General features: G+C 64.5%; 9 protein-coding genes and 1 pseudogene. 4 read left to right on the top strand and 6 right to left on the bottom strand.

Features of this window, described 5'->3' with window-relative positions:
- Positions 1-37 precede the first annotated feature (37 nt).
- Positions 38-1,399: an ABC transporter substrate-binding protein gene (locus ACFLEY_RS15565; RefSeq protein ID WP_060908129.1), complete on the top strand. Its 1,362-nt coding sequence runs from the start codon at positions 38-40 to the stop codon at positions 1,397-1,399.
- 5 nt (positions 1,400-1,404) lie between these two features.
- Here the strand turns inward: ACFLEY_RS15565 and ACFLEY_RS15560 are convergent, their stop codons facing one another.
- The 4 genes and pseudogenes from ACFLEY_RS15560 to ACFLEY_RS15545 all read right to left on the bottom strand — a co-directional run bounded on the left by ACFLEY_RS15560 (position 1,405) and on the right by ACFLEY_RS15545 (position 8,842).
- The gene (locus ACFLEY_RS15560; protein ID WP_060908130.1) at positions 1,405-2,730 is read right to left on the bottom strand and encodes an LVIVD repeat-containing protein; all 1,326 of its coding nucleotides are present in this window, start codon (positions 2,728-2,730) and stop codon (positions 1,405-1,407) included.
- A 341-nt stretch (positions 2,731-3,071) separates the two neighbouring features.
- Positions 3,072-4,818, bottom strand: a pseudogene (locus tag ACFLEY_RS15555) (caspase domain-containing protein).
- Between the two features lie 104 nt (positions 4,819-4,922).
- Positions 4,923-6,725, bottom strand: coding sequence for a caspase family protein (locus tag ACFLEY_RS15550; protein ID WP_060908132.1), 1,803 nt, complete (start codon positions 6,723-6,725; stop codon positions 4,923-4,925).
- Between the two features lie 209 nt (positions 6,726-6,934).
- Complete coding sequence (locus tag ACFLEY_RS15545) at positions 6,935-8,842, bottom strand: acyl-CoA synthetase (RefSeq protein ID WP_396604682.1); 1,908 nt, start codon at positions 8,840-8,842, stop codon at positions 6,935-6,937.
- A 247-nt stretch (positions 8,843-9,089) separates the two neighbouring features.
- Here ACFLEY_RS15545 and ACFLEY_RS15540 point away from each other — a divergent pair, with 247 nt between their 5' ends.
- Both ACFLEY_RS15540 and ACFLEY_RS15535 read left to right on the top strand, forming a co-directional pair.
- A complete protein-coding gene (locus tag ACFLEY_RS15540; protein ID WP_060908134.1) occupies positions 9,090-10,172 on the top strand; it encodes a SecDF P1 head subdomain-containing protein in 1,083 nt (360 codons plus the stop codon).
- Positions 10,173-10,424: 252 nt separating this feature from the next.
- Positions 10,425-11,231 carry a Crp/Fnr family transcriptional regulator gene (locus tag ACFLEY_RS15535; protein ID WP_060908135.1) on the top strand — a complete coding sequence of 269 codons (807 nt, stop codon included), beginning with the start codon at positions 10,425-10,427 and terminating at the stop codon, positions 11,229-11,231.
- 7 nt (positions 11,232-11,238) lie between these two features.
- On the opposite strand, the gene ACFLEY_RS15530 is transcribed toward ACFLEY_RS15535, so the two are convergent.
- A complete protein-coding gene (locus ACFLEY_RS15530) occupies positions 11,239-11,880 on the bottom strand; it encodes a glutathione S-transferase family protein (RefSeq protein WP_396604681.1) in 642 nt (213 codons plus the stop codon).
- A 171-nt stretch (positions 11,881-12,051) separates the two neighbouring features.
- Complete coding sequence (locus ACFLEY_RS15525; RefSeq protein WP_039185539.1) at positions 12,052-12,603, bottom strand: cytochrome b; 552 nt, start codon at positions 12,601-12,603, stop codon at positions 12,052-12,054.
- Between the two features lie 173 nt (positions 12,604-12,776).
- Between ACFLEY_RS15525 and murI the strand changes: the two genes are divergently transcribed.
- Positions 12,777-13,574 (top strand): glutamate racemase, encoded by a 798-nt coding sequence (gene murI / locus ACFLEY_RS15520; protein WP_060908137.1) that lies wholly within the window; start codon positions 12,777-12,779, stop codon positions 13,572-13,574.
- The last annotated feature ends 58 nt before the right edge of the window (positions 13,575-13,632 follow it).

Here is a 13,632-nt window from a genome sequence, read left to right as displayed (position 1 = left end):
TGGATGAATGCCCTTGGTCGATTCAAGGAGCATCATCATGGCACAGGGTGAAAACTCACTGAGCCATCCGGCGAGCCGGCGCAGTTTCATCAAGGGACTGGGGGCGGCTGGCGCGAGCCTGACCGCGCTGCCGCGCTGGAGCTTTGCCGAGGATACCGCTGCGGCTTACGCCAACGCCGCGATCGACTGGAAGCAATTTGCGGGACAGACGATCGCGCTTTCGGGCGCGATCCATCCGTGGTCGAATGCGATCACGCCGCTGTTGCCGGAGTTCACCATACTCACCGGCATCAACGTCACCATCGATTTCCAGCTGGAGACCAGCTACCTCGGCGCGCTGCCGATCAGGCTCGCTCGCGGCAGTAGCACGCCCGACGTCTTCATGTTCACGACCTATGGCCAGGGTATCTCGAACGGATGGGTGGAGCCGCTGAACGGGTATTATTCCCAGAGGTCGCTGACCGACCCCGCCTGGTATGACGAGAGCGACCTGCTCAAGACGGCCCGAGCCTTCCCGCTGTGGTCGGACGGCGAACGGTACGCCGTCCCGATTACCTCGGAGGCAATGACCCTGTTCATCAACAGCGATGCGCTGGCGGCCAAGGACCTGCCGGTTCCCCAGACTTTTGAGGAGCTGCTCGTCACCGCCAAGGCGGTCAAGACCAACGGGATGTCGGGGATCGCGATGCGGGCTCAGGCCAGCGGCAATTCCTCCCCACCGGCCATGGGCTTCCTGTTCTCCTACGGCGGGGCCATGGTCGAGCACAACAGGGTCGCTTTCGCGAGCCCGGAGGGGATCGCGGCCATCGAGATGTACGGACAGTTGCTCGGTCAGGCCGGGCCCGCCGGCGTCGGCAGCTACGAATGGTACCACGTGCTGGACGACTTCCTGCAGGGGCGGACGGCCATGGCGATCGACAGCAGCAACTTCGCGACCGACATCTCCAATCCCGCGAAAAGCCGTGTCGCCAACCAGGCCGGGTTTGCAACTTTTCCGCATCTCGCCGGTCGCGGACCCGTCCCCTTCATGTCGCATTGGCAGGCGTGCATCAATTCCAGATCTCGAAACAAGCGGGCGGCTTTCCTGTTCCTGCTCTGGGCGACGAGCAAGGCGACCTCGCTGCGGACCGCCGCAGCGGGGCTGGCGACGACACGCGTGTCGGCTTGGTCGAGCGAGGGCTTCAAGAAGGCGTTCGGCCCGCAGGCCGCCGAGGCGGCGCTGACAAACTTGCAGAATGCCGACGTCGACCGCGCCAAGGCAGTTCTTTTCCATCCGCAGTCGAGACTGATCCTGGACGCCTTCATGATCGGCGTGAATGAAGTGGTCAACGGCGCGAAATCGGCGAAGGATGCGATGACGGGTGCTGCCGAAAGGGCCAATGCGGCGATCCGCGGGTAGCCACCTCATCCCTGATATTGCAGCACGTGCATGCCGGCGTTCCAGTCGGAGACGAACATCAGCCCGTCGGGCCGGACATAGGCGTCGCAGGTCTTAGCTGCGAGCCCGATGTTCGGGCGCGGGTCGACGAGCTTCTTCGGCGTCGGCGGCACCCAGTACGCGACCTCCTTCGGTGCGAAGGCGTCCTTGACGTCGAACACCCTGACGCCGGCATTGTTGTAGGTCGCGAAAATCGTCTCCTCGCTCTGGAACGAGCCCGGACGGTTCTCGTGCAGATTATGCGGGCCGAAGGTGCCGTTCGTGCAGAAATCACGGTCGCGCGGGGTCGGCAGGGTTGCGATCGGCACCGGATTCTCCGGCGCGCGCACGTCGAGAACGAATGTGTGGAACAGGCCCTTGGCGCATTTCTCCGCATTGGCTTCGTCTGCGACGATCGCGAGCTGTCTCTTGGGCAGCGGCAGCGGCGTATGCGTGCCGCCGGCGAAGGGAGGCGACCAGTTGATGTGGGACAACAGCTTTGGATTTGCGGGATCGCTGATGTCGTGGATGGTGAAGCCGCCATCGCGCCAGGCGGCATAGCCGCGATCACCCGCCGTGATCATGTGATGCAGCGCAAAGCGCTTGCCCTTGGGCGTCGCCGGCTCGCCGGCCGCGCGGTTCATGCCCGGCAGCCACCATTTCGCGACGATCTCCGGCTTCGTGATGGTCTTGAGATCGACCACGCACAGGATGTGGTCGGTGAACCCGTCGAAATGCGCCGACACATAGGCATAGCGGCCACCCGGCCACCATAGCCGGTTGATGCCGAAGCCGGGCATTTCGAGGAACGCGATCTCGCGCATCTCGTTCGGCTTCGAGATGTCGTGGATCGAGAGGCCGCAGCGGAATTTCTTCGCCTTGGTGATGCTGTCGACCAGCGTGTTCTCGAAATAGCCGCGCATGTTGTCGTAGGACTGCATCGCGACGATGTTGGCGCCGTTCGCAACCAGCAGCAGGTCTTCTGCCGCCTGCAAATGGTGGGTGCGGGTGTATTGCCCCGCGGTGAAGAAACTGACCGGCTTCAGCGCGCGCGGATCCGTCGCATCCAGGATCGTCACGCCGTCGCTGAACATGTGCCCGACATAGACGTGTTGCCGATTGAACATCACCTGCACGCTGTCAAGCCGGCCGCCGATGTCGCTGTAGGAGATGTGCTGGATGCCCTTGCCGATACCTTCCAGCGGAATCTCCGCCTCTGAAGCCCATGCGGACCTCGACCACCCGGACAGCGCGGCAGATCCGAACACGCCCGACAATTGCTGAAGGTGACGGCGGCGAGAGAACTGACGCATCGATTTCCCCCCAGTTTTTTGGGGGATGATGCGCGCTTGCGGCGAGGCATGCAAGCCTCGCGGTCCGCCCTCACCTCAATCGCGGACTTCTCTGGTCCGGCCAGCCATCACTGAGCTCGCATCAGCGGTGCCGGCGCGCTCTTATAGGCGGAATTGCCGATGACGAGCGCAACGCGCTTCTCGGCCTGCGCGGGCGCGCAGGCGAAGAAAGCTGCAAACATCAATGCACAAACAGATCGAATGATATTCACGCAATCACCCGCGGACCGTGATGCGCGGAATAGAACCAGTCAGACGCACAGAACGAAAAAAGTGTCGTTAGCCTCCCCTCCTGCTACCGTTCAATGGCACACCTCCACTTGTGACATGCCGGCGCTACCCGGCCTTGGATCTCGCTCAATGCGACACCCCTTGGAAACCGGCCTGCATCCAGTAGAAGTGCAGATCATCTGTCCCGAGGCTTGCGACTTTGGGGCAGCAGATTCCGCTTCCTTCCGGCCTTGGTCGCGCTTCCTCGAATCCTCGCGTGTCGCGACCGGCTTCTTCTCCTGGATCTTCTCGCACTCGTTGTCGTCGCCGACGCGATAGCCGGCGCGGCAGGTGATCTTCACGCATTGATCGCCGTCGGCCTTGAAGCCGAAATTGCACACCAGCGGACAAACTCGTCCCGGCTTCGCCTTGAGCGCATCGAGTGCGTCGACGCTCGCAAGTTTCGCGTCGAACTGGGTGCCGGCGTATTTGTTGAACAGTGCCAGCGAGCGCTGTGATGCCGCGCTCCAGTCGCCCTCCGCGGCGCCGGACAGGCAGCCGACGCGGCGCAATTCGCTTTGCACCGACTTCGTCAGATCGGCCGCCGACAATGTCGATGTCGGCGCGGGCGAAAGCGTCGCAAGTTTTTGCTCGGCCTCGGGCATCTGCCGATCGGCCGCCGGCCTTGCGGCCTGCTCCGCCTTCTCGGCGGCCTGCTTCGCGGCGAGCTCGGCCTTGACCTTCTCCGCGGCCTGCTTCTCGGCCAGCGCTTTCGCGGCCGCCGCCTCGGCCACCTTGCGCTCGCGTTCGGCCGCTTCAGCCCTCGCCTGCTCGATCTCCTTTTTCTTTTCCGCCGCGATCCGCGCCTCTTCGGCGGCCTTGGCCGCCGCGGCCGCCTTCTCCTGCTCGGCCTTCTGGGCGCGCTCGGCAATCAGCCGCGCCTTTTCCTGCTCGGCCGTTCTGGCCTTTTGTTCAGCTGCCGCGCGTCTCTTCGGCGCCGATCTTGTTCAGCTGGCCCTTGGCCAGATTCGCGTAGAAGCCCTCCGGATATTGCGCCAGGAATGCTTCCCAGCCATCCCGCGTGCCGAGCTGAAGCGCGAGTTCATAGTCGCGCCTGAGCTCAGACTGCGGATTTGCCTGCGGACCGGTTGCGGCCGGCTTGGCAGGAACCAGCGGCACGTCATCGCCGCCCAGCGAGCCATACACGAAGGGTTCCTGCTTGTTCGCGGTGCTCCTCAGCACATCGTCGCGCACGAAGCCGAACGCCTTGCGCAGGTCCAGCCCGGGCTTTGGAAGGTGGTCTGCAAGCGCCGTGGCGAACGGGCTGTTTCTGGAATCTCCGTCGGACGCCGTCGATCCGGCCTTGGCCGCGAAGGCGATCATGGTGTTGGGGCTGGTCGGCTCGACCTTGGCGAGCCCGCGGCCAATCGCCCGAGAGGCGACCGTCCGCTTCATCGTCTTGGCGAAGGGGTTGTCGCGACACGCATCGAGGATGACGAGCCGAAGCTGTTTGGCAGGCTCGATGCTCACCAGCACGCGATCGATCGGCAAAGCCTCGTCGTAGACGTCGGCGTCGGTCTCAAGAGCGGCATCGGTCGGGATCAGGTAGTTGGTGCCGTCGAGCTCGATGCCGTGGCCGGCGTAATAGATCACCGCCATGTCGGCGTCGCGGACCCTTCCGGCAAACTCACGGAGCGCCCGCCGCATCTCGGAGGCGTTCAGGTCTGTTTTGACGTCGACCGCATCGAAGCCGGCCTTCTTGAACATGTCGCCGATCAGGGCAGCATCGTTCACCGGATTGGTGAGCCGCAGCGTGTTCTTGTACACGGAATTGCCCATCACGAGCGCGACGCGTTTCTCGGCCAGCGCCGGGCTGCAGCAGAAAGCAAAATAAGCAAGAGCTCCGAGCGCGAGGGAGCAGGCCCGAAGAGTATGCTTCATCATCAGTTGCATATTTCGGCGGGTATCTTGATCGTAGGAGTGGCTGGATGATTGGTCGTTCCGAGCCGGCATCCCTTCGCAATCGGCCTGCATCCGGCGTTATTGCAGATCATCTGTCCTGAAGCCTGCGGCGCCGACGGGGCGGCCTCCGTTTGCTTTCGATCCGCGTCCCGCCTCCTCGAATCCTCCCGCGTCGCGACCGGCTTCTTCTCCGGGATCTTCTCGCATTCGTTGTCGTCACCGACGCGATAGCCGGCGCGGCAGGTGATCTTCACGCATTGATCGCCGTCGGCCTTGAAGCCGAAATTGCACACCAGCGGACAAACTCGTCCCGGCTTCGCCTTGAGCGCATCGAGTGCGTCGACGCTGACGAGCTTCACGTCGAACTGGGTACCGGCATATTTGTTGAACAGCGTCAGCGAGCGCTGCGAGGTGGCGCTCCAGTCGCCATCGGCAGCGGCGGACAGGCAGCCGACGCGGCGCAACTCGCTTTGCACGGATTTTGCCAGATCGGCCGCCGACAATGTGGATGCTGGCGCGGGCGAAAGGGCGGCAACTTTTTGCTCCGCCTCCGGTATCTGACGATCAGCCGTCGGCTTAGCGGGCTGCTCCGCCTTCTCGGCGGCCTGTTTGGCGGCGAGCTCGGCCTTCGCCTTCTCCGCGGCCTGCTTCTCGGCCAGTGCTTTCGCGGCTGCTGCCTCGGCCACCTTGCGCTCGCGTTCGGCCGCTTCAGCCCTCGCCTGCTCGATCTCCTTTTTCTTTTCCGCCGCGATCCGCGCCTCTTCGGCGGCCTTGGCCGCCGCGGCCGCCTTCTCCTGCTCGGCCTTCTGGGCGCGCTCGGCAATCAGCCGCGCCTTTTCCTGCTCGGCCGTTCTGGCCTTTTGTTCAGCCGCCGCGCGCGTCTCTTCGGCGGCGATCTTGTTCAACTGGCCCTTGGCAAGGTTGGAATAGAATCCGTCGGGATATTGCGCCAGAAACGCTTCCCAGCCATCACGCGTGGCGAGCTGGAGCGCGAGCTCGTAGTCCCTGCGCACGGCATCCTGCGGATTGGCCTGTGGACCGGTCGCAATCGGGCGCGTCGGGACCAGCGGCACGTCGTCGCCGCCGAGCGAGCCGTAGACATAAGGCTCCTGCTTGTAGCTGGTAGCCTTGAGCACGTCATCGCGCACGAAGCCGAAGGCCTTGCGCAGATCAAGGCCCGGCTTCGGCAGGTGCTCGACCAACGCGGTGGCGAACGGGCTGTTTCGGGAGTCGCCGTCGGACGCGGTCGAGCCGGCCTTGGCCGCGAAGGCAATCATGGTGTTGGGACTGGTCGGCTCGACCTTGGCCAGGCCGCGTCCGATCGCGCGCGAGGCCAGCGTGCGCTTCATGGTCTTTGAGAAGGGGTTGTCGCGGCAGGCGTCGAGGATGATGAGACGGAGCTGCTTGGCCGGCTCGACCGCGAACAGCGCACGCTCGACCGGGATAGTCTCGTCGAGAACGTCGCCATCGGTCTCCAGTGTCGCATCCGTCGGAATGAGATAGTTGTTGCCGTCGAGCTCGATGCCATGGCCGGCATAGTAGATCACCGCCATGTCCGCGTCGCGCGCCCTGCCGGCGAACTCTCGCAGCATGCGCCGCATCTCGCTGGCGCTGAGATCAAGCCTGACGTCCACGGAATCGAAGCCGGCCTTCTTGAACATGCCGCCAACCAAGGTGGCATCGTTCACGGGATTGCCGAGCTTCGGCGCGCTCTTGTAGGCGGAATTACCAATGATGAGCGCGACCCGCCGGTCGGCATGCGCCGGTCCGCAGGCTAGGCCCATCGCAAATATCAACAAAGCAAATAGCCGAAGCGGAATCACTTTGCGTCCCCCCGGATGCAATTCCATGAGACTATTCGGAGTATGGCCGAATGCCAATTCCTCCATATGTGACATTAGTCACACAGGGGCTCGAACGACCTTCATGATCGAGCGGGGGAGCGTCGCCCTTCCGGCGCGGTCAGACCGACGCCGGGCTGCGTTTGGACCTGCTACACCTGCACCACCTCGTGCCGCATCACGAACGGCGCGAGCAGGGTGTGCACCTCGCCCGCGACCGCCTCGCGCTGGTCGGCCGGCAGGCCCGCCAGCGTCACGGTGGCGATCGAGCCGTGGCTGCCATGAGCGCCGACCCTGACCTTGCAGTCGATGCCGCGCGCAGCGAGCGGCGCCAGCACCTTCGTGAACACGCGCTCGGCCGCGTCCCAGCGCAGCTGCGGCTTGAACACCTTGCCGACCCCCGTGACCGGCATCGGATCGATCGGGATGACCTGCACCGGCACGGCGGCGCGCTCCGGCGTGCGCTCGCGCACCCACGCCTCAAGCTCGCCCGGCTCGACCTTGGCACCCGGTTTCAACTGCACGTAACCGACCGGCAGTTCGCCGGCATAGGCGTCGGGCTGGCCGACCACCGCGGCGATGCCAACGGCGGGATGGCGGAACATGATCTCCTCGATCGGCGCCGGATCGATGTTGTGGCCGCCGCGGATGACGAGATCCTTGGCGCGACCGTTGATCCAGAGATAGCCGTCGGCGTCCAGCCGGCCGAGATCGCCGGAATTGACCCAGACCTCGTCGACGAAGGCGCCCTTGTTGTGCTCGTCGTTGAGATAGCCGCCGAAAACGCCGGGCCCCGCCATGATCACGACACCGATCTCGTCCGGCGCGCAGTCGCGGATCAGGCGGCCGTCGGCATCGAGCTGCACGATGCGCACGCGCGCATAGGGCATGGGCAGGCCGACCGAACCGAGCCGGATCGGCCGCGACGAATAAGCGAGCGTGTGCACGCTCGAGGTCTCGGTCATGCCGTAGACTTCGACCACCGGCAGCTTCAGTTTGTCCTGGATCGCCGAGCCGACGGCGACGGGGATCGCCGAGCCGCCGCCGGCGGCATATTTCAGGCTGGAGATGTCGGCATTGCCCGGCGGCACCGCCAGCGTTGCGGCGAGCACCGTCGGCACGCTCGACAGCGCCTCGGGCTTGAAGCGCTCGACGAGCCCCCAGATGTTCTTCACCGCATTCGGATTGCGCCAGCCGCTCGGCGACAGCACGACCAGCGAGCCGCCGCTCGACAGCGTCAGCAGCACCTGCGTCAGCGATCCGCCGACGTGAAACAGCGGCATGCCAAACAACAGGTTGGCGCCGGGCTTGGGTTTCAGCAGCAGATTGAGCGCCCAGGCCTGGTAGACTTGGTTGGCGTGGGTGTGCCGCACCAGCTTCGGCGTACCGGTGGTGCCGCCGGTATGGAAATAAGCGGCGATATCGCTGCCGAGAATCTTGCGTCCGCTGATCAGCCGGTCGGACGGCTGCTGCTTGATCAAATCGTTGAAAGCAAACACGCCGTTCGCCGGGTCGCCGCCACCGAACACCTGTACGATCGCCTTGAGATGCTTGAGCTGCGGGCGGATCTGCTCGACCTTCTGCCAGATGTCGGTGCCGGGCATCGGCCCGAGCGCCACCAGGATCTTCGTGTTCGCGGCCTCCAGGATTTCCGCGATCTGGTGCGGCTCGAGCAGCGGATTGACGGGGTTGGCGATGCCGGCGGCTTCCGCGCCAAACAGCGTCACGAAGGCGTCGGGCACCAGCGGCAGCATGAAGCTGATGACGTCGCCCTTCTCCGCGCCGAGCGCGTGAAACATGTTGGCGGCCTGCGTGACGCGCGCCACGAAGTCGCGGTACGTGACCACAACCGGCGTATCGGCCGGATCGGCGTTTTGCAGGAACTGGATCGCTGCGCCGTCCGGGTTGCGCGCAGCACCTAGCTTGATCGCGTCATAGGTGCTCTCGGCCGCGACGCGATCCGCGTAGGGGACCTGCTCGAAGGCCCGGACCTCTTCGTCAGTCGCCAGGTCCGGATAGTCGTTGCCAATCAGCCGATCGAGCGCGTGGATGCCCGCCATGGAATTCCGTCCTCCCTCAGGTGCATTTCCCCGCCTCCTGTCTTTTGACATTTTGGTCGGCGAGGCCTCGACCGATGGCCGGTCGAGCGCCAACACAATGAGGGATGATTTGCCGTTCGTCCATTGCCTAACGGCTGCAGCGACAGGGCTCATCCGGACGGAATTTGAACCTCCGCGCCCGATCCGGGGACCAAGACCATGCACAGGATTCGCCTGCCAGCGTCCTGCCGCAAGACTTGAGGTCATCATGACTATGCCCCTGCGGGATCGCATCGGACGGCTTACTATTGCGCTCGCCATCGCAGCGGCGATCGCGCTGCCCCGCGCGGGGCTCGCCGAGGACAGCCAGCTCGACAAGATGCGCGCCAAGATCACGGCCTTCATCGCGGACAAGATGGAGAAGCTGGGCGGCTCGCGCATCATCTACAAGGTGGACACCGACGGCTTGCGCGAGAGCGTCGTCACGGATTTGCGCGACGACGTCTACAAGTCATTGCGCGAGGGCAAGATCGCCTTTTCCGGTCTTGCGATCCGCGACGGCGGCGTCGAATTGAAGATCGTGGACGCCAAGGGCCGCGAAGAGCTGAAGCGCAAGCTCGCCTCAGCCGCGGAGGGATTGCCATCGCATGCGCTCGCCATGACCGACGGCGGCGACGGACTGGTCCGGCTTGCGCCGACCGATGCCGCATCCGCCGCGCGGCTGCGCGATCTCGTCGAAGACGCCATCGCCATGATCGAGCAGCGCCTCAAGGATGCCGGCATCAGGCTCGCCAGCGTCCAGCCTGACGGCACGGACCGCATCCGCATCTTCCTGCCCGGCATGATGGAGCCCGAGCAGGTGACCAGGATCTTCGCCACCAAGGTCAAGGTCAGCCTCCGCCTGGTCGACCTCTCGATGCCGGCGGAGCAGGCCCAATCCGGTGCGCCGCCCGCGGGCACAGAAGTCCTGCTCGGTTTCAAGGACAAGCAGCCCTATCTGGTTGCCAAGGAGAGCGCGCTCGACGGCGACGACATCAGCTATGCCGGTCCCGGCTTTGCGAGCGGCACGAAGGACCCGATCGCCTCGTTCCGCTTCAACGGCCGCGGCACGCGGCGCTTCGCCCACATCACCGCAGAGAACGTCGGAAGACCCTTCGCTATCGTGCTCGACGACAGGGTGATCTCCGCTCCCGTGATCCGCGAGCCCATCACCGGCGGCTCGGGCCAGATCTCCGGCAATTTCACCCTGGAGGAAGCGAGCAGCGTCGCCATGATGCTGCGCGCCGGCTCGCTGCCGGGGCACCTCGGCCTGGTCGAGCAGCAGGTGATCCAGCCCGCCAGCAAGCCGTAAGGCGAAGATCGCCTCACGCCCCCTCGTCGGGGGCCTCAGGTCGGTCAACGGCGCCGAAGTCCGCGCCCCGGGGCCGAATCACAGGTCGCCACGGCGATACGCGCAACCAACGGGCAATTGCCGAAACGCACGATCAGGCTAAAATTTGCCTCTTGCGGCATGACGGCCGAAGGCTCCATTCAAGCGGTCGTCATTCGATTTCGGCTATACGAATACCGACCAGGACTGAAGGCCTTACGCGGGGTTAGTACCATGCCGTCCGGCAGCGCAGACATTTCGTCGATCCTCGACCGCATTCTCGATGCGGCGACGGACAACCTCAGGATCGCGAAGATCCTGGTCCAGATGGGCCTCGATCCCAACAACGTCACCTACGACGCGATCTTCAATCGGATGCTGGAGATCTTTGTCCAAAACATCACCCTGGCCAATCTGTTCGCCGCGGTCGGCGCCGGCTTCTTCGTCGCCACCCTCCTGATGCGGACCATGGTGCCCCTGCGCGTCGCCAACATGGTCGGCTGCGCATTCTTCGCCGTGTTCGGCGCGCTCTCCGCCAACGTCTCGACCTTCCTGCTCTATCTGCTGCTGCTTCCGATCAACGCTCTTCGCCTGCGGCAGATGCTCAAGCTGGTCAAGAAGGCGCGACATGCGGCCGAAGGCGACATGTCGATCGAGTGGCTCAAGCCGTTCATGACCGAGCGCAAATATCGCCGCGGCGACACGCTGTTCAAACTGGGCGATCCGGCCAAGGAGATGCTCCTTACGGTCACCGGAAAATTCCTGGTCAAGGAGATCAATGTCGAGATCGGGCCCGGAGCTCTCATGGGAGAGCTCGGCTTCCTGACGCCGGACAACCGGCGCACCGGAACGATCGAATGCGTCGACGACGGCCAGGTGTTGACGATCACCTATGACCGGCTGCTCGAGATCTACTTCCAGGATCCGCAGTTCGGCTATTACTTCCTGGTGCTGACCAGCCAGCGCCTGCTGCAAAACATCGATCGCTTGCAGAAGCAGCTCGCCACGGAACGGGCGGCGACGACGAACAGGATCGCGTGACCGCCGCTCAGCTCAGCAGCAGCGCCATGCCGGGATCGCCCTTCTCCATCGCGCGCCGGTAGGCCGGCCGCGCACCGATGCGGCCGAGATATTTCACCACGTTCGGACAGCGCTGGAGATCATAGGGCTGGAAGTAGCGCATCGTGCTCAGCGAAAAGCCCATCATGATGTCCGCGGTGGTGAAGGTGTTGCCGGCGAGATATTCGGCCTCACGAACCCGCGCGTCGACCAGATCGAAGGCGCGGTCGACGCGCCCTCTGGTCGCGACCAGCATCGGATTGTCCTCGGCGGGCCTGAGCCGGTTCAGGATCATCAAGCGGCCCATGCCGGCTTGCAGCGTGCCGTTGGCGAAGTGAAACCAGTACAAAAACTGCACAAAATCAGGGTCGTCCGGGCGGAGCACGAGGCGCCCATTGCCGTATCTGGCCATGATGTAATCGACGATCGCACCGGATTCGGCGAGCACGAGATCGCCGTCGGTGATGACGGGCGCCGCTCCGATCGGGTGCAGCGCCTTGTAGTCGGGAGGCGCCAGCATGGTGACGGAATCGCGAGCGTAGCGCTTGAGCTCATAGGGGATTTCGAGCTCCTCGCACAGCCAGACGATGCGCTCGGACTGCGACTTGCCGAGATGATGGACGGTGAGCATGGCGCCTCCTGCGGCCGTGGGATGGATCGTGATGCCGCATCATAGCATCGCCGTCACCCATCGAGGCTCCGCTTGCGATGCGTGCGCATCGCAAGCCTCGCGCCTCCAGCGACAACCGCTTCGCGGTTGCGCGGGGATGACGGGATTGAGAGCAACGCGTTTGGGAAAGCCCTACCCCGCCTCGTCCGCCACCATCCGCGTCACGACACGGTCGCGGCGGATGAAGTGGTGCCAGAGAGCGGCGACGACGTGAACCGCGATCAGGGCGAGCAGCACATAGGCAAAGAGGATGTGGCGGTCCTCATAGGCGTTCGCCGCCGCACGGTCGGGAGAAGTGAATTGCGGCACGTGAAACAGGCCGAAGAAGTCCGAATAATCGGGCGCGTGCGCGCCGGAATGCGCCCAGCCAAGCATGATGACCACGATCACGGCGAGATACAGCGCGCCATGGCTGATGCGGGCGGCCAGCCTCTGCCAGGGCTGGCTGTCGGCCGGCAACGCCGGCGTCGGGTTGACGACGCGCCAGACCAGGCGCAGCACCGTGAGCAGCAGGATCACATAGCCGATATCGGCATGGATCGAGCGGTAGAAGAAGCGGTCGGGCCGCGCCGGGATGTGGTTCATCCACCAGCCGAAGCCGATCATACCGATGATCGTCAGCGCCAAAATCCAGTGCAGCCAGCGGGAAACGCTGCCCCAGCCGTTACTGGTGTTTCTGATCATGTCGGCTCCCCGGAATTCTGCGGATATGTCCCCGTCCGCAGTGCAACACCGGTGCTGATAGCGGGAACATGCGGCAATCGCGAAATTGAATCGTTCAAAATTGGCCCCAGGTGCCACCGCCGCAAAACCGCCCCAAAAACCGAATGGTAACCATGACGCTTTAAGGTAACGACGTGACCAATTCCCCGACGATCCTGGTGTTCGATTCCGGCCTTGGCGGGCTCACGGTGCTCCGTGAGGTCGTGGCCGCGCGCCCGGACGCGCATTACGTCTACGTCGCCGACGACGCCTTCTTCCCCTACGGCCACCACGGCGAGGACGAGATCATCGCCCGTGTCGTGCCGCTGATGGGGGAACTGATCGGCACCCATGATCCGGACCTCGTCGTCATCGCCTGCAACACGGCGTCCACCCTGGTCCTATCGCACCTGCGCACCGCTTATTCCCTGCCCTTCGTCGGCACGGTGCCGGCGATCAAGCCGGCCTGTGCGCAGTCGAAGAGCCGGCGAGTCTCGGTGCTCGGCACCAAGGGCACGGTGAAGCGCGAATACACCAAGGCGCTGATCCGCGACTTCGCGCAGGGATGCGAGGTGACGCTGGTCGGCTCGCCCGAACTCGCCTCGCTCGCCGAACGCGCACTCGGCGGCCATCCGATCAGCGACGACGACATCCTTGCCGAGCTCACCCCCTGCTTCGTCGGCGATGCCGCCGACGCAGGCGCGCGTACCGACACGGTGGTGCTGGCGTGCACGCATTATCCGCTCCTGCTCGACCGGCTGACCAGGCTCGCGCCCTGGCCGGTGGACTGGATCGACCCGGCACCCGCCATCGCCCGCCGCGTATCGGATCTGCTCGGCCCGGCTATCGGCGGCATCATGCAGTCCGGCGCCGAAATGATCTTCACCTCGAACCGTGTGCATGACCTTTCGGCCACGCTGACGCCGTTCTTCGGCGGCCGCGCGCTGGCCTGACTTTCGGCGCCAACGACGCGCTGCTAGGCTTCGCCGTCGTCATCTCCGCGCAGGTTTT

The sequence above is a fragment of the Bradyrhizobium sp. YCK136 genome, assembly GCF_044570075.1.
GTDB lineage: Bacteria > Pseudomonadota > Alphaproteobacteria > Rhizobiales > Xanthobacteraceae > Bradyrhizobium > Bradyrhizobium diazoefficiens.
Note: the sequence above shows the minus strand (reverse complement) of the source record. Positions and strands in the feature narration are given on the sequence as shown.